Origin of the sequence: Victivallis sp., from assembly GCF_048170485.1 — a bacterium.
Classification (GTDB): domain Bacteria; phylum Verrucomicrobiota; class Lentisphaeria; order Victivallales; family Victivallaceae; genus Victivallis.
In genome coordinates, this window is record NZ_DBEXAY010000200.1 from 1 (window position 1) to 23,428 (window position 23,428).

The 23,428-nt window shown below is 58.3% G+C and carries 15 protein-coding genes; 4 read left to right on the forward strand and 11 right to left on the reverse strand.

Translation table 11 applies throughout. The annotated features are described in order from the left end of the window. Positions 1 to 23 precede the first annotated feature (23 nt). Entirely contained in the window at positions 24 to 188 is a 165-nt protein-coding gene (locus ACMLHG_RS10430) for a helix-turn-helix domain-containing protein (RefSeq protein ID WP_417170459.1), read from the reverse strand. Positions 189 to 282: 94 nt separating this feature from the next. Between ACMLHG_RS10430 and ACMLHG_RS10435 the strand changes: the two genes are divergently transcribed. From ACMLHG_RS10435 to ACMLHG_RS10450, 4 genes are read left to right on the forward strand one after another with little or no spacing between them, the layout of a single operon-like run. After that, the gene (locus ACMLHG_RS10435; protein WP_417170445.1) at positions 283 to 1,677 is read left to right on the forward strand and encodes an extracellular solute-binding protein; all 1,395 of its coding nucleotides are present in this window, start codon (positions 283 to 285) and stop codon (positions 1,675 to 1,677) included. Between the two features lie 23 nt (positions 1,678 to 1,700). After that, on the forward strand, positions 1,701 to 2,513 hold the full coding sequence (locus ACMLHG_RS10440; RefSeq protein WP_417170446.1) for a prepilin-type N-terminal cleavage/methylation domain-containing protein: 813 nt from the start codon (positions 1,701 to 1,703) through the stop codon (positions 2,511 to 2,513). 19 nt (positions 2,514 to 2,532) lie between these two features. Further along, a complete protein-coding gene (locus ACMLHG_RS10445; RefSeq protein WP_417170447.1) occupies positions 2,533 to 4,026 on the forward strand; it encodes a hypothetical protein in 1,494 nt (497 codons plus the stop codon). Between the two features lie 36 nt (positions 4,027 to 4,062). Further along, positions 4,063 to 5,457, forward strand: coding sequence for an MFS transporter (locus ACMLHG_RS10450; protein ID WP_417170448.1), 1,395 nt, complete (start codon positions 4,063 to 4,065; stop codon positions 5,455 to 5,457). An 11-nt stretch (positions 5,458 to 5,468) separates the two neighbouring features. On the opposite strand, the gene ACMLHG_RS10455 is transcribed toward ACMLHG_RS10450, so the two are convergent. The 10 genes from ACMLHG_RS10455 to ACMLHG_RS10500 all read right to left on the reverse strand — a co-directional run. Continuing rightward, a complete protein-coding gene (locus tag ACMLHG_RS10455; protein ID WP_417170449.1) occupies positions 5,469 to 5,810 on the reverse strand; it encodes an ArsR/SmtB family transcription factor in 342 nt (113 codons plus the stop codon). 21 nt (positions 5,811 to 5,831) lie between these two features. Then, entirely contained in the window at positions 5,832 to 8,258 is a 2,427-nt protein-coding gene (locus ACMLHG_RS10460; protein ID WP_417170450.1) for an FAD-dependent oxidoreductase, read from the reverse strand. A gap of 262 nt (positions 8,259 to 8,520) precedes the next feature. After that, positions 8,521 to 11,883, reverse strand: a complete 3,363-nt coding sequence (locus tag ACMLHG_RS10465) for a sugar-binding protein (RefSeq protein ID WP_417170451.1) — start codon at positions 11,881 to 11,883, stop codon at positions 8,521 to 8,523. A 10-nt stretch (positions 11,884 to 11,893) separates the two neighbouring features. Next, positions 11,894 to 12,547 carry a DUF1559 domain-containing protein gene (locus ACMLHG_RS10470; protein WP_417170452.1) on the reverse strand — a complete coding sequence of 218 codons (654 nt, stop codon included), beginning with the start codon at positions 12,545 to 12,547 and terminating at the stop codon, positions 11,894 to 11,896. 170 nt (positions 12,548 to 12,717) lie between these two features. Further along, positions 12,718 to 15,114, reverse strand: coding sequence for a hypothetical protein (locus ACMLHG_RS10475; protein WP_417170453.1), 2,397 nt, complete (start codon positions 15,112 to 15,114; stop codon positions 12,718 to 12,720). Positions 15,115 to 15,194: 80 nt separating this feature from the next. Continuing rightward, a complete protein-coding gene (locus ACMLHG_RS10480; protein WP_417170454.1) occupies positions 15,195 to 16,121 on the reverse strand; it encodes a helix-turn-helix domain-containing protein in 927 nt (308 codons plus the stop codon). Positions 16,122 to 16,662: 541 nt separating this feature from the next. Beyond that, positions 16,663 to 18,102, reverse strand: a complete 1,440-nt coding sequence (locus ACMLHG_RS10485; RefSeq protein WP_417170455.1) for a GH39 family glycosyl hydrolase — start codon at positions 18,100 to 18,102, stop codon at positions 16,663 to 16,665. A 14-nt stretch (positions 18,103 to 18,116) separates the two neighbouring features. Then, complete coding sequence (locus tag ACMLHG_RS10490) at positions 18,117 to 18,914, reverse strand: prepilin-type N-terminal cleavage/methylation domain-containing protein (protein ID WP_417170456.1); 798 nt, start codon at positions 18,912 to 18,914, stop codon at positions 18,117 to 18,119. 44 nt (positions 18,915 to 18,958) lie between these two features. Further along, the gene (locus ACMLHG_RS10495; RefSeq protein WP_417170457.1) at positions 18,959 to 22,150 is read right to left on the reverse strand and encodes a hypothetical protein; all 3,192 of its coding nucleotides are present in this window, start codon (positions 22,148 to 22,150) and stop codon (positions 18,959 to 18,961) included. Positions 22,151 to 22,160: 10 nt separating this feature from the next. Then, the coding region (locus ACMLHG_RS10500) for an endo-1,4-beta-xylanase (RefSeq protein WP_417170458.1) at positions 22,161 to 23,428 on the reverse strand (1,268 nt) is incomplete at its 5' end.

Genomic DNA, 23,428 nt, shown 5'->3' on the forward strand with positions numbered 1-23,428 from the left:
AAAAAGAAAAATTTACAGGAGAGTCACTGGCGCCGCAGTGTGCCGGGCGGATAGCCGTACGCCTGCTTGAAGGCCCGGATAAAGGAACTCTCGGTGGCGAATCCGCATTGTTCCGCGATCGTCCTGATCGGGGATTTGCCGGCCTTCAGCCGTGTATGACGATGGAAATTTATTATTGACCAGGTCAGAGTTTATGTGAAAAAAAAATTATTAATTAAAAAAAACGATATTGACTTTATCAGAAGATTGCAGTATAATTAAAAGGGAATGGAAAAGGAAAATATGGAAGACAGAATCACATTTGTGCGCAACCATATTCTGGGGATGCTCGAACGCGGCGAGTTGAAGGGCGGCGACAAACTGCCCGGCGCCCGGGAGCTGATGCAGAAAGAGAAGATCTCTCTGCCGACGGTCCAGAGCGCCATTGAGATTCTGGTGCATGAGGGCGTGCTGGAAACCTTTCCTCGCCGGGGCACATTTGTTCAGGCGGCGTGGCGGTTGCGGACTCTGCAGCAGAATCTGGTGCTGTTCCGGCCCCGGCTGGAGTGGCTCGACGAGCTCTGGCAGCTGGCCCGCCGCGAGGTTCCGGAGGTGTGGATCAGCGACAAGTTCGCAGAAGGGATATTCGAACTGCGCACGACGCAGTATGTGCAGGCATATCACAATCAGTATGCGGATCTTTCCCGGATATTTGAGAGCTGTTTCCCGGATAAGAGCGACTTTTTCCTGGGTCCGTTCGAGGCGTTCCGGATCAACTCCCGGCTGGTCGGCGTGCCGGTCATCTACTCCCCGCGGGTTCTCTTTTACAATCCTGCTCTGTTGAAACGTGCCGGATGCTCCATGCCGCACCCGGGGTGGACGATCGAAGAGTTTTTCGACTGCATTCGGCGTCTCCGGCGGATTCTGCCGCCGGAAGATATCTTCTGCTGGCACGATTCGGAATTCGGCTGGATCAATTTTGTGCTCCGTGCCGGAGGCGGCCTGATTGATCCGGCATCGCCGGAGAGTGTGAAGATCGACAGTGCGGAAACCCGGCTCGGGCTGAAGATTTACCGGGATTTGCGACGGGAACTTGGAATTCTGCAGTATCGTCACTATCCGGATGAGTTCGAGACCCGTTTCTTTGCCGGGCAGGCTGCCATGCTGATCGAACCCAGACAGTTTCTCTGCCGGATTCGAAGCGCCGGATTTGAAGAGTGGGATACCGTGCCCCTGCCGCGGATCGGGAACGGGCCGGATGTCAATGTGCAGGCTACTGATCTCTTCTGCGTCCGTCGCGAATGTGTGAATCCCGAACTGGCCGCCCGGCTGTTGAAGCTGCTTCTGTCGGTGGAGTTTCAGAACTGTCTGGCGCGGAAAAAATACGGCATTCCTATTCGAAAATCATCCATCGGCAACTCGATTGACTATACCGATGCACGTGACGTGCTTTTTTTAAGCGAGATTCCTAAAATGCAGTCCTGTTACCATCTGAATTCCGTGGAACTCTATACACTGGTCTGTGATGGAATTTCCAATCTGCTGGTCGGCGATGAGGATATTGACGCCGGAACCGCAGAACTGGCGGAAATGGTTCGTACCTGCCTGAAAATCAGGAAGGTACGGCAAAATGTTCTCAATATGTATCCCGATGTCGGGCGGACTGAAATTCTAAATTCACCTCTTTCGGCTGGATAAATCAGAGAAAGGAGATACGGAAAGTGAGCAGAATAAAATTTACGTTGATTGAATTGCTTATTGTTATTGCGATCATTGCCATTCTGGCCGCCATGTTGCTGCCTGCGTTGAACAAGGCGCGCGGTGCGGCGCAGACCGGAAGTTGTACCGGCAATCTTCGGCAGATCGGACTTTCCATCGCCTCCTATTGCACGGACAACGATACGTGGGGACCGCCCACCGTGGCCTCCTCCACCAGCCCGATGTGGGTGTATGGCAACCGGCAGTTGATATCGGGAATTACAGAGTTCTGGCCGACCGGCAGCGGCAGCATCGGCAACGTTTACTGGTATCATCTGCTCATGCAGTGGAACTATCTGCCGCGATTCGAATGCAACGATAAAAACTACAGCCACGAAGGCACGAATATGGGAGTGGACATCAAGGGAGTCCTGGTCTGCCCCACCTCGAAAATGCTGAATAAAAGCGGCCTGATCAGCTACGGAATCAACGCTTACATGGCTGGAGTTCCCGGCTGGTATTCCAACGCGGCGGATCGCTACTGGACTCCGTATAAGGTATTCAAGCGGCCCAGCCGTGTGTGGGTTGTCGCCGACCGGGCATGTCATCAGAAGGAGATGTGCGCTCTCGCGGAGTGCGGTGACGCGGCAACAGCCGCCACCGACACCTTCATCATGGGAGACAACCGGTTCCCCGCCATGCGCCACTCCCGCAGCGCCAATGTGCTGTGCGGCGACGGGCATGCCGCCCGGATTCCCCGCGACGGTGACGCCTGGAAATTGAACGACTCGTGGAAGAATTTCATCACCACGGTCGATCCTGTCTATTCCCACTGATTATCCGGAGAGATGCTTTATGAAAAAATTTATCCTGTCTGTTGTTGTGATTCTCGGACTTTCGAGCTGGGAATGTTTCGCGGAAGCAAAAAGCGTCAATTATGAGCAGTTCGGGGCCGTGGGAGACGGCCGGCACAACGATATGCCCGCCATTGTCGCCGCGCATGATTACGCCAACTCCCGCAAACTGCCGGTGCGGGTCGCCGACGGGAAGAGCTACTACATCGGCCGGATCGACCGGACCGCGATCATCCGTACCGATACCGACTTCGGAACCGCCCGCTTCCTCATCGACGACCGGGGCGTACACGATCAACGCGGACGGCAGATCTTCGAGGTGGCGCCCTCCGCAGCGGCCCGGCCGCTGACCAATGTTCCGCCGCTCAAACGCGGCGCGGCCAATCTCGGGATCAAGCTGCCGGAGCCGGGTCTCGTCTGCATCCAGGACCGCAACGTCCGTCGCTACATCCGCGGGGAGGCCAACCGCAACAGCGGCACTCCCCAGCGGGACATTCTTCTGGTGGACCGGGAGGGAAACATCGCTCCGGCCGCGCCGCCGGTCTGGGACTACGAGACCGTGACCGACGCCACCGTCATGCCGATCGATACGGAAACGTTGACCGTCCAGGGGGGAATTTTCACCACCATTGCCAATGCCGCTCCGTCGAAGTACACCTACTACCGCCGTGGAATCGGAATCAGCCGTTCTCATGTGGTGATCCGAAACCTCAAACACTTTGTGGAGGGGGAGGGCGAGACCGGAGCTCCTTATTACGGATTTCTTTCCATCGCCGGCTGTGCGGAAGTTCTGGTCGAAGATGTCCTGTTTACTGCGCACAAGGTCTATTATACGAAAGGCAGTTCCGGCGACCGTGTCCCCATGGGCTCCTACGACATGCTGGCGACCGATGCGGTCAACGTGACGTTCCGTCGCTGTCGCCAGAGCAACAGCATTCACGACCGTCATTACTGGGGAATCTTCGGCTCCAACTACTGCAAGAATTTGACCTTCGACAGCTGTATCCTGTCTCGTTTTGACGCTCATCAGGGCGTGGCGAATGCGACGATTCGCAACTGTGAACTGGGCCACTCCGGAATCAGTATCATCGGGTTCGGCACGCTGCTGGTCGAGAACACCAGCGTGACCAACCGCAATTTCATCTTTCTTCGCAGCGATTACGGCAGCAGCTGGCAGGGGAAGATCATCCTTCGCAACTGCACGCTGAAGAACGGGGCCACGCTGATCGGCGGTTACAACTCCGGCATGCAGGATTTCGGCTATCCCTGCTATCTGCCGGAAGAGGTGGTGATCGACAATGTGACCGCCGCGGACAATGCGGTGATTTTCGGCAACTTCAACTGGAAAAAAACCAGTCCGGCCTGGAAGGAGAAGTTCCCCTATCACATGCCGAAGAAGGTGACGGTGCGAAACTCCGGAACGGTCAGCGGCGCTCCGCTCCGCCTCAGCAGCAATCCCTATATGTTTCGCAACGTCGAAGTTGACCGGCAGTAGCCGGGCGGTTCCAGTCGTCCCGGAGGAGAAAGAACAATGGACCCGATCAAGCAAATCGCTCCGGCGGAACGGAAAATCTGGCGGGCTGGAACGTTGACCTACACCGCCGGTGCGCTCGGAATGCTCTGCTTCTGGTTGCTGTGGGGCGATTTCACCTGGGCGATGAAGGATCGTGCGGTCGGTCCGGCGGCGACGCTGCTGATCAAGGAGATCGGGGTATCGGAGTTTCTGTACGGGCTGATTATCGTGGGATTTCCGAATTTCACGAACACCTTTCTGTCGCCGATCATCAGCTATCTCTCGGACCGGCACCGCGGGCGGTGGGGGCGGCGGATTCCCTTTCTGCTCTTCACGACGCCGTTCATCGTGCTGGGGTTGTACGGGCTCGGCTGTACCCGGCTCTTCGCCTCGCTGCTGCATCAGGCGGTGCCGTCGATTCCGCTGCACGCGGCACAGCTGATCTTCTTCTGTCTGGCATGGGTAAGTCTGGACTTCGGGACGACGCTGGCCTCTTCGCTCTTCAATGCGCTGGTCAATGACGTGGTGCCGCGGGAACTGCTCGGCCGCTTCTTTGCGCTGTTCCGGCTGGTCAGTCTGGGGGCGGGAATGCTTTTCAACTTCTGGCTGATCGGCAAGGTGCAGGAGTATACGCTGGAGATCTTTCTCGGCATCGGCACGCTGTACGGCGCAGGATTGCTGATGCTCTGCTGGAAGGTGCGGGAAGGCGAATACCCGCCTCCCGCCGCTTCCCCGGTGAAGCGGACCGGCGGAGGCGATTCACTGTTCCGCCGGGGGAGCCGGGCGGCGGCGACCTATCTGCGGCAGAGTTTTTCGCTGGCCTATTACCGCTGGTACATGGCGGCTTCGGCAGTGGCGATGCTGGCGTTTGCTCCGATCAACATGTTTTCGATCCAGTACGCGCAGCAGTTGCAAATTCCGATGGAGCAATACGGCATCTATCTGGTGATTACCTATACCTGCTCTCTGGTGTTGAGTTATCCGCTCGGAATCCTGGCGGACCGGTTTCATCCGCTCCGTTCCGGACTGGTGTCGCTGATCGCCTATCTGCTTCTTATGGCGGCCGGTTACCGGCTGCTGCTGGACGCCGGATATTTCGGCATCGTCTTTATTCTGCACGGCGTCGTTTCCGGCTGTTACTTCACGTTGAGCGCCTCGCTCGGCTCCCGGCTGCTGCCGGGGGAGCTTTTCGCTCAGTTCTGTTCGGCGGGCGGCATTGTCACCGCCATTCTCAACATGGTGCTCGGACCGCTGATCGGCAAGCTCATCGATCTGTCGAACTACAACTACCGCTGCGTGTTTCTGCTTGGCGGAGCAATTTCACTCATCGCTGTTCTGCTGTTTCTGAAATTGCTCGTCTGCTACCGTCGTTACGGCGGAGATGAGGCGTACTCTCCGCCGTTGCCCGACTGAACCGGCAGGGGTCAGGAGGCGGAAATGCCGTTATGCCGATCCGTCTCCTGCATTGCGCGGTATTTGGTGCGCAGGCAGTTGAGGATCGTGACGGCGTTGACCGCCGCAATCCGGTAGAAGATCTGCCGCCCTTCCCGTCGGCAGGCGACGATTCCGGCGGCGCGCATCCGGTTGAGGTGCTGCGAAACGGCGCTCTGCGGCGCGGAGATTCCGGCAAGAATCCGGCTGACCGTGCATTCGCCGTTCAGATCCAGAAACTCCAGAATCCGCAGCCGCAACGGGTGTCCGATCAGTTTGATCACCTCCGCCATCGCGGTGAGAAACTCTTCGGGAAGAGGATGAGGTTCCGTCATGGTATCACTCCCTTCTCAACCTCAGATGAAGAGCGTGGTCGAGCTCTCTTTCGCCATCGCCGCGAAACTGGCCACGCCGGCCACCTCATCCACCTCGATCAGCTCCTCGCGGGTGATCCCCATCACGTTCATCGCCATTTCGCAGGCGACGAATTTGACGCCGAGTTCCCGCGCCTCGCGGAGCAGGTCCGGCAGCGAGGTGACATTCTGCTGTTTCATCACCTGCTTCATCATCGCACTGCCGAGCCCGGCCATGTTCATCTTCGACAGCGCGAGCTTCGACGCCCCGCAGGGGAGCATCCAGCCGAACAGTCTGGAGACGAGGTTCTTTTTCACCGCCGGAGCCGGATTTTTCCGCAGAACCGACAACCCCCAGAAGGTGAAGAAAATGCTCACCTTCGCGCCGGAGGCCGCCATGCCGCAGGCGATGATCAGCGCCGCCATCGCCTTGTCCAGATCGTTGCTGAAGAGGACGATCACCGCACCGTTTCCGCCGGGAACGGCGGCGGGCGCGGCGGCCGATTCCGCCGGAGCGCCGCCCTTGCGGATCACCGCTTCGAGCTGATCGCCCTGTTTCTCCAGCGAGGCGACTTCACTGCCGCTGGAACGGCTCCACGCTTCGAGATCGGGCGCGAACGAGGCGGCGGCCAGCAGCCGGAGCGTCTCCCCGGGGGCGAGTTTCTCCATTTCGCCCTTCAGCCGCACGATCGGGCCGGGGCAGGCGAGGGTGCGCACGTCGACTTTCCGCTCCACTCCGGCGGATGGCGCCGCCGGTGCGGCCGGCTGCGCCGGCGGGGCGGATTTCCGGCTCACCGGCGGGAGCGGCGCATGGGTGTACTTCCAGGTGAGGTAGCCGCCGGAGAGGTTGCGGACGCGGAAGCCGTTCTGCTTGAGAATCCGTTCTGCGAGGTAGCCGCGCAGCCCCACTTGACAGCTGACGATCAGCTCTTTCGAGCGGTCGAGTTCGTTCAGCCGCCGCCGGATCGTGCCGAGCGGCATGTTGATCGCGCCGGGAATCGCCCCCGCCTGATGTTCCGCCTCCTCGCGGACGTCGATGAGCAGGGCTTTCGCCGGAATCGCGTCGGCGTAGGCGAGTTCGGTGGTGCCGTCCAGCACATTCTGCGCGATCATGCCGAGGTAGTTGACCGGGTCTTTGGCGGAGTTGTAGGGCGGGGCGTAGGCCAGTTCCAGCTCGGCGAGTTCCGGCGCGGTGCATCCGGACTGCATCGCCGTGCCGATCACGTCGAGCCGTTTATCCGCCCCCTTCGCTCCGACCGCCTGCGCGCCGAGAATCTTCCCGTCGAAGTCGAAGAGCAGTTTCAGGTGGAGCTGTGCGCCGCCCGGATAGTAGGAGGCGTTCGAGGCTGGATGGGTGTAGATGCGGTGGTACTTTACGCCGAGCGATTGCAGTTTCGCTTCCGTAAGTCCGATGGAGGCGGCGGTGAGCGAACCGATCTTGATGACCGAAGCACCCCAGCTGCCGCGGTAGACCCGCTCTTTCCCGGCGATGTTGTCGGCGACGATCCGCCCCTGCTTGTTGGCGGGGCCGGCGAGCGGAATGGCGGTCTTTTTCCCGGAGATGCGATCGACCACCTCGACAGCGTCGCCGGCGGCGTAGATATCCGGGTCGGAGGTGCGCAGATGTTCGTCGACGACGATGTGGCCGCGGGGGCCGAGGGTGAGTCCGGCGGCGGCGGCGAGTTCCGAATTCGGTTTGACGCCGACGCTCACGACGACGAGGTCGGCGGCGAGTTCGGTGCCGTCGTTAAGCTGTGCGAAGAGGGCGCCGTCTTCCGCCTTCCGGAATCCGGCAAGTTCCGCCTTCAGCCGCACGTCGATGCCGTCGGCGGCGAGTTCGGCTTCGAGCGGCCAGGCCATTTCGCGGTCGACCGACGGGAGCACGTGATCCGAGTGCTGGAGAATGGTCACTTCGAGGCCGCATTTCTGCAGATTTTCGGCCGCTTCCAGCCCGATGAATCCGCCGCCGACCACCAGCGCTTTGCGGGCGCCGCCGGTTGCGAGGGCGCGGAGCGCATCCATATCCGGAATGGTCCAGAGGGAGTGAATGCGCGAGTCGTCACTGCCCGGCAGTTCCGGCGCGGCTGGGCGGGACCCGGTCGCCAGCAGGAGTTTGTCGTAGTGTTCGGTGTATTCGGTGCCGTCGGCGCGGCGGATGGCGACGGTTTTCGCCGCGCGGTCGATGGAGAGCACCTCGTTCCCGGAGCGGATGTCAATATCGAACCACGCCTTGAACTTCTTCTCTGGCATGACGAAGAGGGAGTCCCGCTCCGGAATGACCCCGCCGAGATGGTAGGGCAGGCCGCAGTTGGCGTAGGAGATGTATTTCCCGCGTTCGAGCAGAACGATCTCCATGGATTCGTCGAGCCGCCGCAGTCTTGCCGCCGCGCTCGCCCCGGCGGCCACGCCGCCGACGATTAAAGTCTTCATTTTCTCTTCTCCCTTTGCAGTTGCTGAAATATCATAATATTAAAATATCATAATATTTGAATATTTCAAGCGGAACCGGGAGCATTTCCACGGGGAGAAGGTTCCGTCGGTTTTTGAGTGCGAAGGAGAGAGAAAACTGTTTGGAGAGTGCGGCTTCCCCGCCTCTTCCGGGACATGTTATATTGCCGCTGCTGTCGCCGGAACGACGACCGGGAAGCGTTGAACGCCTTCCCGGTCAGTCGGGGAGAAAAGAGAACCGGATCTATGGTATCACCCGGACGATGCCGAATTTGCCCGATTCCTTTTTGTCGCCGATTCCGGAGGACCATTCCATGTATTTGCGTCCGGCACCGTCGTTGTCGTTGAGCAGAAACGAAAATCCGAACGCACGTTCCTTTCCGGTCAGCGGAAACAGATGAAGCAGGGGAATGCGAAGTTCATACTCCATTCCGTTTCCGGCCGACCGGGAGACCGCCTCCGCGTCGGGAACGATTCCCTGTCGGATTTGCCCCGTCAGCAGTTCCGGGGTCCAGTAGTTGTGGAGCTTATGCAAAACGGTCTTCCCATCGCTCTGACGCACCAGCAGGAATTCATGGTGATTTTCCGCCGTCAGCAATGGATCGAAGGAAAATTGAATCGAATCCCCTTCCCACGCCCGCTCCGGCGTGCGCTGAGTGAAGTGATCGTCCCGGACCGAAAAGAAGAGATACAGGTTCTTGTCATCCATCATCATCCGTGCTGAACCGGAGAGGTCCTGCGGCCCCTTCCATTGCGCTGGCCGGTCAACCCGCCGTGCGGAATTCAGCACCATTGCAGGCACGGAATTCCACTCTTGCGCATTGCCGTCCACAACAACGCACCCCGGGGTCGTCCGGCGGCATTTCCCCTGCCAGAGCACCCGGTCCGCCGTGTAGACCGAGTCCAGGCGGTAAAGCGCAACCTGATCGACGGTCATCGGCAGGTCCGGCCGGACCTCCGGCAGCAGCGAAAACTTGAGGTACGCCGCCTCCGGATGCCGGATCACGATCTCTTCGGAATAGAGCTCGCGATTCACTCCGGGTTTGACCGACAGCAGATTGATCCCCGGCTTTGCCGGGAAAATCCGGCGGTTGTTCTCATCGAACAGCGAATACATGACTCCAAATCCGGTTCCGCCTTTCAACCCGACTGCGACAAGGTAGTTTTCCCCCGGCTGAACTTTGATCTTCCCGGTCGGCCCGAAATGAAGCCGGCCGTTCCCCTGACAGAGCAGGGCATTGCCGCTCTCCTGTTTCACCAGTTCCAGATCGGCGTTCTTCGCGCGGAACCAGTAGGCAAAGCCGTTTGCAAAATTTCCGTTGCGGATCAGATTCTCCCCCGGTTCCCGGGTCGTGACTTCGAGGCGCAGATTCATTGAAATCTTCCCTCCGTCAAACCGCAGCGGCAGCGTGTACACCCCTTCGAGCGTTCCTTGCGGAATGTCGAGTTGCCAGCGTCCGTTTTGGAAGTGCGCCTTCCAGCCCTCCGGCAGTGTCGTGCACTCCGGAGCAGACGGCAGAAGACGCTCTACCGATTCGCCGGGCCGCACCCGCAACATCGACGGCAACTTCGCCCGCAGAGCCGCATACTGTTTCAGCCGGGTGAGATCACCGCCCACCAGAAACAACGGGTTTTCCGTCAGCCTGACCGGCCCGGATGGCTGGGAAATCCGGTTGTCCATCAGATCGTAAATTTCCGCTCCGGCGGCGAGTGCGGCGGGCAGCTTCGAGCCTTTGTCATCCCATGCGACGATCAAAGGTTCGCCGTCCCGTTCAAAGAGGTACATTTTGCCGGTCCCTTCGGAGAGGTCCGCCAGAAAGATGATATGATCCATCCGGTGTGTCATGGTCCGGTAGGCGGCATACATCGGTTCCGGCGCGTCGAACGCATCGTAAAATGCGCCGGTCCGCCCCGTATGACGCGGACGGGCGAACAGAAACGAATAGGTGCGCTCCACGCCGTTCACCGCCTCCTGCACATGCTGTTTGATCAATGAGGCCGCATTCTTCACAGGATCGCCGCCGTACCAGCGGGACTCCTCGGTGTTGAAAAGCGGAATTCCCGCCCGATAACGCGAAAGTATCTGCCGCCACTGACCATACGAAGCTTCGCGCGGGTAGTGGATGCCCATCACGTCGAAATAACATCCGCCCGAGCTCCGGATGGCCTCCTCCAAAAATCCGAGGGCGGCCGGAAAAAGTCCCCCGGAGAGGATGATGCATTCCGGATCAGCGGCTTTTGCCGCTTCATACGCGGCTTTCAGCGTGCGTCCGTAAGTGGCGGGCGAACCATCCAGCCAGAAGCAGGAGACATAGGAGGGTTCGTTCCAGATTTCCCAGTATTTGACGCGCCCCTTCCAGCGCGAGACAAGGTCGGTGACGAACTGCCGCCACGCCTGTTCTTCCGGCGCGAACATGGAGTAACGGCGCACGCCGATCGGCGGTGTCAGGGCTTCCGACGAATCCGGAGAAGCCCATTTCGGGGTTCCGACGATGTTGATCAGAGGAATCAGCCGGTAGCGTTCCATCAGCTCCAGGCGGCGGTCGGCGTTCTTCCAGCTGTAGGGCTGATTCCGGTCCGGACGGCGCAGATTCCACTTCAAATAGTGGTAGCGCATATGTTTCGCCCCCGCCCGCCACGCCCGCCGGACGATCTTTTCCGCCGCGGGAGCATCGAAGTTGTCGATGTAGGAGTCGCCGAGATGGTGGAGTCCGAACCGTGACGATTCATCATATTCCAGCTGGACCGGTTCCAGCACCGTATAGGCGGTTTGAACTTGTGTGGAAGGCGTGGAACACTCCACCCGGAACCAGCCGTGTCGATCCGACGGCAGGCGCAGCCGGAGCCGCTCACTCCGGAATTCCTCTTCCCCTTGTGCGACGGTTTTACCGAAGAAGTCGGTCACCTTCCAGGAGCATCGTTCCATCTGACCGGAGGGGAGAAAACGGTGCAGTTCCAGCGTCACCGCATCGCCCGGTGTGAATACATGGTCCGCTTCGCGGAAGTCCGCCCGCAACCATGGCTTCAGATTGGTTTCGGCGTCGGTCTGTCGTAACTCCATGCTGTCGAACGAAATTCTGGCGTATTTCCCGTGGGAAATTACCTTCAGCTCCAGTTGATTCGTCCCTGTTTTGACCGGAAACACGAGATTCAGAAAGTTTTCGTACTGCTCTTTCGACGCCGGGAAGTCGGCATACTGCACCCGCTGGTCCGGCAAGACGATCCGGATGCCGTTGCGTCGGTCTCCGATGTTCCGCTCCCCGGCAAGGTTCAGCAGAAACCGGCGGCGCCCCGGCTCACGCTCCTCCCAGATCAGACGGAGCGTGGTGACGATCTCCTCTTTCGGCATGAAAGCGGCATTGTCCCGGTGGGTGATCGTGTCGATCATCTCCGGACGCGTCTCCGATCCTCCGATGCGGTATTCAAAACAGAACCCCTTTTTGTGCGGATTGGTCCGCAGATACGGCGCCCGGCCGTATTCCCACGGGAAATAGCGGAGCTGAAACTCCTGCGCCTTCCGGTCTTTCTCCCCGAGTCGCCAGAGTACGGGTTCTCCGGCAATGCACGTTCCGCACAGAAACAACAGCAAAACAGTCTGAAATTTCATAAATTTCTCCTTACCACGATAACCAGAACGAGCAATCCCCCGGCTGTTCCCAGTAAGGGATCTTGCGATTGAGGTAGTCTCTGACTTTATAGATCGAGACATTTCCCGCGCACCACAGCGCATTGATGTCGTTGATCCCGCGGTGACGGAACCAGTTGTCGTTCCGGGTACTGCCGCTGGTGAAGTACGGGTTGTTGTCGCCGTCGGCAACCATCAGGGTTTTTGAGGGGCGTTTGATCGTGACCGCCTTCCGGTAGGCACTGCCCAGATACCAGGTCATCATGTAGGACTGATTCCGCGCGGTCTGCTTGGTCGGGCACATCAGCACCTGCGGGCCGCAGTAGCGGTAGATCGAATTTACGTAATTGTAATCCTTGTTCTCCCAGAACCAGTAACAGAACGGCTGAGAATCGAATCCGTAGCGGGGGTAATAGCCGTCGTAATCGCTGCTGTAATTCTGAAAACCCAGATAGATCTGTTTCAAGTTGTTGACGCATGCGGTTGCCCGCGCCGACCTTCTCGCCCGGTCCAGAGCCGGCAGCAGAAGACCGGCCAGAATGGCGATGATCGCGATAACGATCAACAGTTCAATGAGAGAAAATGGTGCTCTCTGTTTTTTGTTCCCTTTTTTTTCAACACAGTTCTCCGGACTTTTTCCTCTCATACAACCATCTCCTTTCGGGGTTGAATTGGTTTGTGCCCTCCTGGTGTCAAAGCATCGGGACTGAGCGTTCCGGTTCTCCGCCGTGGCCCCGGATGCCGGGGATCCAATTTCCGGCTGCAGACGGTACATTGCCGGTTCTTGTGAAAACAACATTCCTTCATAGATGCGGGTTACCAGTAGATTGCGACACTGCCGGTTACCGGTTCCGTTTCGATGTAATTCCAGCCGGTCGCGGTCTGGTATTTCCACGGGATGCGGGGAAGCCGCATCCGGTTGTCTCCGGGCAGCATGATGATCTCCACCGTATCCCGGCGCTCCTCCGGCGGGAAGATGCGCAGAACCGCATGTTTCAGGCCGCTCACCTCCAGACAGTGGACGCGGTCGATCAGCTGGGAACTGCGCGTGTGAACCCGGATCAGCGAATCTTCGCCGGTGAGAAAAAGACGGCACTCCCGGTTCCACGAGAGAGGGAAGTGACCGCACGCCAGATTTCCCCTCAATTCAAAATCGGTGCCGCTCATGGCCGGCGCTCCGAACGGCGTGCCGAGCCGGTGTTCCACCGTCTGGGTCAGGTTGCGCCCGGCGAAACGGAAGCCGCCGTCGTGCACGGAAAGGGTCTGGTGCGGATACCATTCGTCGGCGGACCGGCGCGGATATTCGAAGCGCCAGCCGAAACGCGCCAGAAGCGTGCGGAGCAGAATCGCCGGTTCAAAGTACGGTTCGCGCGGAAGTTTGCCGATGTATTCGTCCTGAAACGAGAAGGCATGACAGCGCGGCGTGGAGGTGCGGACCCAGATCAGATGGCCGCCGCCTTCCTGACGATGCTCTGCCGCAAGCGCCCGATGTTCCCCCGCCCGGAAACAACCGGCGAGGACGGTTTTGCCGCCGGTTTCCCGGATTCCTCCGGCGGAGTAGGGCGGAGCATGGAAAATCGTCCGGTCCGGGGCGAAGGTCTCCGGCAGATCCGTTCCTTCCAGCTCCAGTTCTCCTTCCAGAGGAGCGGTCAGACGAATTTGCAGCAGTTCCCGCAGCCGGGGCGAGTGTTCCAGAGGGCCGTACAGCAGAATTCTGCCGCCGCTTTCGAGATATTCCAGCAGGCGGGTTTCCCAGGGGGTATGTTCTTCCGGAACCGGTGAAACGATGACACGGCCGGGAGGGAGCTGATCGCACTCTGCCGTATCCATGACCGTGTTGAGGGGGAGACCGTTGTTGACGGCGTCGCGCAGAAAATGGTCTCCGGCGAACACTTCACCGATCCTGCCGCTCTCCTGCAAAATCCAGCGGTGGTACTCGGCAAACGGATAGAGCCAGAGAAAGGGACCGGGGGCATCGGGGGCGTTCCGTTGCGCCTGGCGCAGGTGAGGAATAATCTGTTCCGCCGTCTCCGGCGGCATTTGGCCGCGGCAGTCATCCACTGTAACCAGATTGATCCGGTTCGGCGTGACGATGCGGCCGTTTTTCCGCAGGCGTGAAACCGCCCACGGCATGTAGATGTCGTAGGGTTCCCCTTCGTAATTGGCGAGCCACGGTCTGGTCTGAAACCACGGGTCGCAGACGTAAAAGCGAAAGGTGAAATCGTCGGCCGGAAAACCCGCGGCATGCGACATCCAGCCGATCAATTCCGAGCCGAAATCATAGTTCAGCGGAGCCCATGGCGAATTGACCGGCGGTGCCTGAATCGCGCCGGAGTCGTAAATCTCCTTCAACGGGACGCCGTCGCAGGAGAGATCCCGTCCGGTGGTCAGGTTGGTTCCCCGTACAAACACCGGCACGGAACACTCCTTCCGGAACTCCTTCCAGAAAAGTTCCAGCATCTGTTTCCGCACCGTCTCCAGCTCTTCCGGGTGAAATTGTTCTCCGTCGAACACGACGCCGGTGTAGGACCACGGGAAGTTCCCGAACCCGAAGCCGTTGGAGAGCCAGAGAAACTCCATCCCCATGTCCCGCAGGAAACAGGTGGCCTGCCGGCCGAAGAAGGTGCCGAACGGCGTTCCCGCCGGAATCCCCTCAGGGAAACCCGTGTAGTGCCCGGAGTCCGCCAGAAGCGTGGAATAACACGAGACCAGTTCCCGGCTGTGACTGCCGTAGGAGCCGCGGCAGATTTCGGGATGTTTCCGGTATTTGAAGGCCGAAATGGTGAATTCCGGCCCGGGATCGAACGCGGTACCGACCCGTACGGGCCTGCCGGTCAGCTCCCCGCCGACGGCTTTCAGTTCCCGGACCAGTTCGGCGAGGAAACGGTAGTCGGTCTTCTCCGTTTCCGGTTCGAAGGGGTGGCCGATCATCGCATTGCGGTGGAGAGGGTCGTTCTGTTCCGTGCCGGCGGGCAGTGGACGGTTCATGATTCCGACATACCGTCCCCAGTCGAACTGCTGCTGCAGATCGCCGGAATATTCCAGAATTTCGGTACCGTCCCCGCTCCAGAGCAGAACGGAGATCTGTCGGGCGTCCTGTGTGGCGGGCAGCCAGGCGGAAAACAATTCGCGGCAGACCTCGCGAAGCGGCGGAGCATTCCGGCGCAAAAACGGTTTCAGTGAGAGTTCGAGAGTCAGCTCTTGCAATGCCATAATGACAAACCTTTCCTGCAGATTTGTTTTTATTATAGCATGGAAGCCGCGGAAAAATTAGGACTCTGTTCGACGGCGCGTCATTTGTCGGAAAAATCGGAATCCACTCCAATTTTTTCACCACGCCGGGCCAGGCGCCAGGCGCGCGGCGTCATCCCGGTTCTTGCCCGGAACACCTTGTAGAAATAGCTGATGTCGTTGAAGCCGCAACGGTAACATAGTTCGAGGATGGAGGAATCGCTGTCCGCCAGAGCTTCGCATACGGCGTCGAGACGCCGCCGGAGCAGGGCGTGGGAAATCGTACTGCCGGTGAGTTCCTTGTAGAGCGTCCACATATATCCCCGGGAGAGACCGATACGGGAGGCGAGATCTTTATAATCCGGTTCTTCGGCAAAGTGTTCCCTGATCCATGCGTCGATGTAGCGGACGGCGTGAATCCGGTTCTCCTTCTGAATTCCTTCCGCGCTCAGGCGGGCGATGTGAATCAGAAATTCGATGACCTGCGCCCGGATCATCTCCCGATAGTTCGACGGCTTTGCGTCATACTCGTGCAGAATCCGCTTCAGCAGGGAAAATGCAGTCCGGTCGGCATCCAGAAGATAGAGAATGTCGGAGAGTGACGGATCCCGAGAGCCGGAACGCGAAAAGATCGAGAAGAAGTTGTAATCGTTTTTGAGACGCGGAAGTGTCTCGCCGATCAGCTCCAGTTTGAAACAGAGGTTGCAGAGAACGAGATTGTCGGTTTCCACAAAGAAGGAGGTCCGGTCGCCGGGGTGGACGACGGCGATCGTCCCGGGGCGGAGCGGCTGCATCCTGCCGTTGATCCGGTGTCCTCCCATGCCTTCCATCACATAGAAGATTTTCCAGAAGGAGCGGATATGCATCTGCGGATCATGGTTGTACACGGATTGCAGATGATTGTGAATTCCAATGTAAAACGGGAAGTCGGGGTCGCAGAACTTATGCCACATCGTAATCAATGCTGTCTGATCATTCTGTTTCGCCACCGCCGCCTTCTCCTTTCCTGTTTTCCCGTAATGTAATCGGTAACCGGAAAATATGCAACCGCCCGGCTTGGTGAAATTGCGGAATCATCCCGGCATCACCTGTCTGCCTGCCGGCGGCCTCTGTGACGATCCTGCCATGCGTTTCCCTTTCTCGCATGACGAACCGTTGCCGTACGGACTGTGCTGGAGAAGTTCTGGAATCCGGAGTGCTGCGTTTGCTTTAAAAACGCCAATCCGGCTGGCTTTTTCGATCTCGACGCCTCTCAACTCCGGCCACGGTCTGGAATCCGACTGGATTCATGATGAACTACGTCGAACGGCGAACCGACGCACCTGCTCAAGGGAGGCAAGTGGAAGACGATGTTCCATTTGCCGCGCTGTCTTCTCATCGCCGTCGAGCAGATGAAGCGGATCGAGACGGAGAACGCGAACCGGACAGCTCTTGCCGGAAAATGAATCGATCTCTCCCGGCGTCGGTGGATCCTCATGGCGGTTCCGGAAACGTTCCCCGGCGGAACGTTTCTGCCCTGCTGCCCGCTTTTCAGGCCATCTCGACAAAATCGCCGAATGCGAGCAGCAGCGGCGAATCGCGCACGGGGATATGTTTCAGACGGTACCAGCCGCTGCCGTCGGTCTCGACCATCTCTTCCGGAAGAGCGTAAACCGTTCCGTCGAGCAGATCGACCAGATGAATTTCCCCGGTCAACCTACAACATTCCAGCGTGATGGTTGATTCGTACTCCGTGGTCAGTACCTCTTTCGGAACCCAGTAGACAAATCCATATCCACACCCCGGCTTCACAAATCCCTGCGAAATAATTTCGCGTGCCGAGTCATCTGTCCGACGAATCCGCCATGAAGGTTCCGTCTGCGGAAAACCGTTGAGAAAATGGGGATCCATCAGAATCGGCAGCGTCTGCATCCGATATTCTCCCTGAAAAATCGACGCAAGGACCTGCAACGTTCGAAAGGCGGGTTTCGGTGTGTACGCTCCGGTCGCAATCCCGTCCGGGGTGAAGGTCGCCTCCAGGACGCCGAAGTACGCATAGTCCCGGTATGTTTTCCGATCTTCCGTCGTCCCGTTGAGCGCTTCGGCCATGTCCAGGCAGGAGAAATACGAACAGATCTCCACCCCCTCCATGAGATGCAGCAGCATCATTCTGGCCAGGGCCTTGGCCTGCCGGCGGGGTGTCCAGGCGGCTCCCCACAACGCTCCCGCCCGGGAACGGCGCGATTGAGCGCCGTTTTCTCCTTCCACGAACTTCAATTCAGGATTGTACATATGGCAGAGCGCTTTGACTGCCCGCATCACCCGGATGGTCACCGTTTCATCCGGGTTGTATCCATGGTAGGAGAGCAGGTCCATCGCCTTGCCGGCTCCCGTTTTCAGCATCTCCTGCAACCACTGCAGATCGAACCGGCAGATCGCACCGCCGATCACTTTCGCCGCCGGATCCGCTTCCCGAATCACCCGGGCGCTCATCTTCAGCAGTTCGCCATATTCGGCGCCGTTGACACCGCATTTCCAGCACCAGACTCCATCGGGTTCGTTCCATATTTCATACCGGTCGATTCGTCCCTTGAAATGTTCGACCGTGGCCCTGACGTAGCGAAGCCAGGCCTGCTTCTGCTCCTCCGTTCTCGGTGGACACCCGACGGCTCCGAATATTTCAGCGGATTTTGGATCATAAATTTTGTTTCCGTAACAGAGGCACAGCCACGGAACCAGATTACGTCGACGGAGCTGATCCACAATCCGGTCAAGCCAGGCGAAATCATAGAGGCCGGCTTCCCGTTCCGTCCGATTCCAGCCCGACTGAATCCGAATCCAGCGGACCCCGGATTCGGCAATCCGGTCATAGGCGTTTTCCGGATCGTACAGTCCGCGGTCGAGTTTTTCCAGGCCCAGTCCGAATACGGAGGAACCGGTTTCCTTCGAATTCAGAACTCTTACTCTCCCGATTGCTTCCAGCCCATCCATCAGAAAATCCTCCTCTAACGCAAGATGTAGTCCTCATTGAATGCTCCGCGGGCGTGGCTCTGCACACTGCCGTTCTTAAACATGAAGTTGGCACGGCCCATGTGGAAGATGTAAGCGGGGCGACGCACCCGGGTTTCGTTGTTCGCTATGACATCGGCATAATTCACCACCAGCCCATACGCCCGTGGCGCGTAGGCGACATTGATTCCCAGCGGTTGTTTGACCGCGGTGTAACAGGTCTCGGTCATGATGGCGGATTTGTCGTCGATCCGTTGAAATTTCCGGGCGATGATTTTGGCATCCAGCGGGGCGTTTTCCAATCCCCAGCCGGGGGTGCTGGCTTCCTCCCGGGAATACGCGCAGGTGGTCGGCATGTAGTTGGTGTAATACATGTCGAACGTGGTGGTGGCGAATGTGGAAGAGTGCCATCCCGGATCGCCGCCGGGGACGTTGGAGGGGCAGAAAAAGATATTTTTCCGCGTCTTCCAGGCCGAGCCATGATTGAACGCCGGATATACACTGCTTCGTGTACTCGGCACCAGATCCGCAGCCTGACGCGCATACAGATTGATGTAGTAGCTATGCTGCGAATCGTTGTAGGATGGCGGCATGAAATCGACGTTGTCCGTCACATACATGAAGAGATTGGTGTAGATCTGCTTCATGTTGGAGAGACAGAGACTCCGGTGCGCCGTTCCCCGGGCCCGGGAGAGTGCCGGCAGCAGCAGGGCTGCCAGAATGGCGATGATCGCGATTACGATGAGGAGTTCAATCAAAGTAAAAATTCGGCGACATTTGAACTCTGTTTTCATAGTACCAGCCTTTCCTGTTATGTCGAGTATCAAGGGGCGAAATCTCAATTCAATATCGTGCGGAGCTTTCGACCGGGGAAGAACAGCCGCCGATCGTTTGAACTGCCATACCTGCATTTCTGTTTTCCTCTCTCCCAAACGGGTTCCCGGATTTTTCCCCTGGCTGTCATTGGGCCGCGAGTTCGAAAAAAAACAGCCGCTCCTCCGGAGAGTTTTCCGGTATCGATGTCGAGGAGAATCCGGCTCTCCGTTTTCTTCAAAGGCAGTTCCTCGGTGCGAACTCCGTCGGTCCGGAGCGCCCAGGCGCGAAGGGAATTCCCATTCTTCAACTGAACTTTCAGCCGTCCGGTTTTCACCAGCACCGGCGGACCGCCCCAGAGCCGCATGGTTTTTCCGTCCGGTTCCAGTTCCATGCCGGTATTGGCCGCCCGTGTCGCGTAACAGAGAACGATGTTCCGGGACTCGCCGAGCGGTTTTTCATCCATGGAAACCGCGGCGACCAGGGAATCGGTCGAGCTTGATGCGAAAAGCACATCGAGCTTCGCGGAATCGCCGCCGGACAGCGTGACGGCCTCTGTTTTCGGTGTGGTCAGGCGAAGCTGTTTCCGGGGGGCATTGAGCAGAATTTCGCCGGTGTCCGTCTGATAAATTCCTTTTTCCGGCTCGGAACGGTTGTTCGCGGGCAGGATGCCAAGCCGGCGCATGCGTGCAAAATGATCCAATAAGGCTTTTTTCCCATCGCCGTTTCCGCGGATGTCCGTATGCCAGTCGTGTGTACTCACTTCGGCGGTTTCGTTCAGGGGGAGGAGCAGATCCGGCCCGGGACGCCGTGGAAGCGGAGCGTAAGGCGGAAGATCCTCAAACTTCAGTCCCGTTCCTGTCACCAGTGCAATTCGATTCTGGATGTCAGAGAGGGCGAATCCGGCGTTTCCATTGGAGAAAAGCCATTGGAAATCAACGCTCCAGACCACCTGGTGCCTGGCCGGCGCAACATCTCCCCGCAGAAAAAGCACCGCCGCCAGAAATTGCCCGCAGCGCAGAACCGGATTGACGCCAACTGAAAACATCAGGCAGCGCGGATCCGGCGGAGGTCTGAGCTGAACCGCCTCATCATGAATCATCATGGAACTCCAATCGGCAAAGGCGGCGTAGGCGACAAAGCCGAGCGGAAGTTCATACTGATAGGGATTCCAGAACGTGTGATTATATTCACCGCAAAGGAACGGGCGTCCATACAGCCGGCAGCTGTTGATCCGCCGGAAAAAAGCGGCTTCCGCGCCGATCGGGCTGTTCATCTTCGACAATTGCGATCCGGGATTCATCCAATTGCTGGGGAATCCCCAGTAGGTGTGAGCGTTGCAGAGCGGCAGGCTTTCCCAGGTGGAGGCAATCACATTCAACTGAGGTTCGGTAATGTTGTTCACCAGTCCTGGATAGCCGTTCTCGCGCAAAACCTCTTCGCACCAGCGATTGTTGTCGCGGATGAGTTCATACCAGAAGAGTGCGTAGTCGTCGGCCAGCCGGGAACGATCGGCGGCGGGAATCGGCGGGGCGTCGAGCCCCGTTCTCCGGAGCGCTTCCGGCCACGCTTCGGGCGGCACATTTTCATACCGCTTTTTCAGGAAGCTGCTCCACCGGTCGACGATGAGTTTGTAGTCATCCGGATAGGCATTGCGCAGGTTGGGAAAGGTCCGGATGGCCATGGTCTGTTCATTGTAGAATTCGATCAGGGCGATCGCCGGTTCATCTTTCCAGGCGATTCCGGTGTAAGGGTTGACGTGATTCAGCAGCCGGGCGGTACTCTCCCGGAAGCGTCGCCTCTCCCAGTCACAGCCCAGAAACATTCTGGCCTTATGCATGTTCCGACGGTTGTAGGCCGCTTTGTATTGAGCCGGCGGTTCAAAGAGGCCGAAAGAGAAGCAGACCAGCTGTACGTAGATGCCCTCCTCCTTCATTTCCGCCACCAGGCGGTCCCAGCGGTCGAGAAACCGCCCCTGTTCCATCGGGTGGGTGGTTTCCAGCATCACCCATTCGTCGAATCCGTGAAGTCGAAAGCAGTTGTACCCCTGCGCCCGGGTCGCTTTGGCCAGCCGGCGGGCGTTTTCCTCGAATTCCCGATCCGGCACATCCGGTCCCCAGTAGAGTGCGGGGATGCTCGACGAGTAGCCGAACATCCGGAATGGTGTCGGATTTTTTTCAAAGCAGAGCCGCCCGGCAGGACCGACGATGACGCGGCCGTATTTCCCCGCCGGAGGATCCAGCAAACGGGAGAGGTCCAATGCGCTTTTCTCCCGGATGAAAAGGTGGTCGAGGTCAATTTTCCGGTATCCGTTCTGTCGGTCGAATCTGATCGGTTCCGGTGGTGGAGTCGGGGTTCCCCAGAGAAATTTCCACCCCTTGGAACCTGCTCCGACCTCGACCCGAAATAGGTTTTTCCCTTTCCGGCATGGAAGGATGAACACATGGTTGCCGGTGGAGCAATTTTCCTGTTGATTGCCGCGGGCCCATGTGGAGTAAACCGGTTTCCCGTTGAGAAAAGCGCGGAAATACCAGTCCGCCGCACAACCGATCACAACCTCCTGTTCCGAATCCATCTCGAAGGAGTTTTCCAACCAGGCGGAGTCCCGGTGGCGGAACTTCGGAACCATGGCAGCAAGGTCGATCACCATGCCTTTTTCCGACAGCGTGGATGGTACGGAAACTGTACGTACGGAAGAGCCGATGCGAACGGTCCATTCCGGCGAAAAGGGGAGCGGTGTCCGATGGGCCAGATCGATCTCCCGCAAGGTTGCCCCGGAGATTTTCAACGGGCCGGTCAGCAGGCCGAACTGCAGTGCAAGGATTCCCCGATCCCCGGGCGAGGGCAAACGAACCGGGATGATGTTGACGGAGATCCGGTTTTCCCCTTTTTTCAGAGAAAATATCTGATAGAATCCCAGATTGGCGGCAAGTTTCCGCCCCCGGTAGGTGAGTGCCATTTCCCGCAGTTGATCGATGGGGCTGTCGATTCTGCAACTGAAGCGATAAAGCTTCCCCGGAACCAGCGCCTGTTCGGAAATCATCTGATATTTGATGATCCGTTTTGCCGGCCCGTAGTCCGGAAGAGCGGCGATCACCGTTTCTCCTTTGCGGAAAAAACTGCCTTTCGGACCGATGAAGCTCCAGTTGACTTCGCCGGCCGGCAGAATTCCGGCCAGAAACAACGTCATAAACGCGGTGCGGAATTTATGCCCCATGTTCAACCTTTCAGAGTGTGATGGTGTGAATGTTATAGCTTTCCCGATCCAGTCGGATCTGGCGTTGATACACCCCGGAATCCGTCCGGATTTTCAGATCGTAATCGCCGTAGAAGCCGCGGAATTTGTTGATGTTTTCCTCGCGATATTCCAGTGCGGTTTCCGTGTGCCACTGCTTTTGAATCAGATGTTTCAGCGCCAGGTAGGCGGGGCGGGGGGTGAAATCGCGCTCGATCAGACCGGCTTGAAATTTCTGTTCCGTCGGGCTGCAGGCTGTGTCGTTCACGATATTCCACCAGATAATCGAGCGCATGGCCGGGTGGCTGAAGAAGATACGATAGAGTTTTTCCGCCGCCAGCTGCTGGAAGACGGCACCTTCGCCTTTTCCGAAATAGACATCGTTTCCCAGAATGGAGATCTCCGATATGGCGAGCGACAAATTCAGTTCCGCATAGAGGTCGAAACAGGAGTAAAGTACGTCGGGGTTGAAGAAACGGGGCAGTTCCGGAAATAACGATTCGAACATATGAAACTGCATGCCGAGACCATCCACCCGACAGCCGTGCCCCAGCAGTTTTTCCACCAGCAGATAGACCGGGGAGTAATCCGCCTGATGGTCCCACCAGCGATGGTCATCGTTGTACATGAGCAGCGCGTCCGGGAAGTAGAAGGCCGCCATCCGGAAGAGCTCCTCAATATAACCCCGGGGAAAGCGCGGCATCCAGTCTTTTTCCAGAAAATCGCGCGTCTGCGCTTCGTTCATCACATCCCATTCGACGATTCGCCCGGCGCAAAGCTCGGAAAGCTCTCGGAATCTGCGTTCGAGCCGCCCCAGCGCACGCCGGGGATTTCGATCGACCCAGTCCGGCCAGTAGTCGTGCCAGCAGAGAGGATGGCCCTTGGCGGTCAGATGGTGTTTCGCACAGAACTCCAGGCTGAGTTCCGGCGGGGGACGGCGGCTGATCTTTGCCGAATCTTTTGCAAAGCGGAGTCGTCCCTCTTCCGGTTCCAGGTCTCTCCAGTAAAACGGCAGCACCGCGGTATTGAAAAGATCGACGAAGAGCTCCTCGAACGCGGAGTTTTCGGTCTGAGAGGGGAACCCATCCAGCATGAAGGCATTCGCTCCGAAATGAAACGCATGGTTCTTCTGCCGGATTTCAATGTCCGCATGAGAGACCGGCTGCCCGTTCGCATATTTCAGATGGATTGTGGCGAATCCTTTGCGATGGCATTCGATTCCCGACTCGATTTTAAATTCGATTTCCGGGTCGTCCGTCA

Coding starts and splice junctions, on each gene's coding strand:
- ACMLHG_RS10435 (WP_417170445.1), top strand. CDS start 283: ATGGAAGACAGAATCACATTTGTGCGCAACCATATTCTGGGGATGCTC.
- ACMLHG_RS10445 (WP_417170447.1), top strand. CDS start 2,533: ATGAAAAAATTTATCCTGTCTGTTGTTGTGATTCTCGGACTTTCGAGC.
- ACMLHG_RS10450 (WP_417170448.1), top strand. CDS start 4,063: ATGGACCCGATCAAGCAAATCGCTCCGGCGGAACGGAAAATCTGGCGG.
- ACMLHG_RS10455 (WP_417170449.1), bottom strand. CDS start 5,810: ATGACGGAACCTCATCCTCTTCCCGAAGAGTTTCTCACCGCGATGGCG.
- ACMLHG_RS10460 (WP_417170450.1), bottom strand. CDS start 8,258: ATGAAGACTTTAATCGTCGGCGGCGTGGCCGCCGGGGCGAGCGCGGCG.
- ACMLHG_RS10465 (WP_417170451.1), bottom strand. CDS start 11,883: ATGAAATTTCAGACTGTTTTGCTGTTGTTTCTGTGCGGAACGTGCATT.
- ACMLHG_RS10470 (WP_417170452.1), bottom strand. CDS start 12,547: ATGAGAGGAAAAAGTCCGGAGAACTGTGTTGAAAAAAAAGGGAACAAA.
- ACMLHG_RS10475 (WP_417170453.1), bottom strand. CDS start 15,114: ATGGCATTGCAAGAGCTGACTCTCGAACTCTCACTGAAACCGTTTTTG.
- ACMLHG_RS10485 (WP_417170455.1), bottom strand. CDS start 18,102: ATGGATGGGCTGGAAGCAATCGGGAGAGTAAGAGTTCTGAATTCGAAG.
- ACMLHG_RS10490 (WP_417170456.1), bottom strand. CDS start 18,914: ATGAAAACAGAGTTCAAATGTCGCCGAATTTTTACTTTGATTGAACTC.
- ACMLHG_RS10495 (WP_417170457.1), bottom strand. CDS start 22,150: ATGGGGCATAAATTCCGCACCGCGTTTATGACGTTGTTTCTGGCCGGA.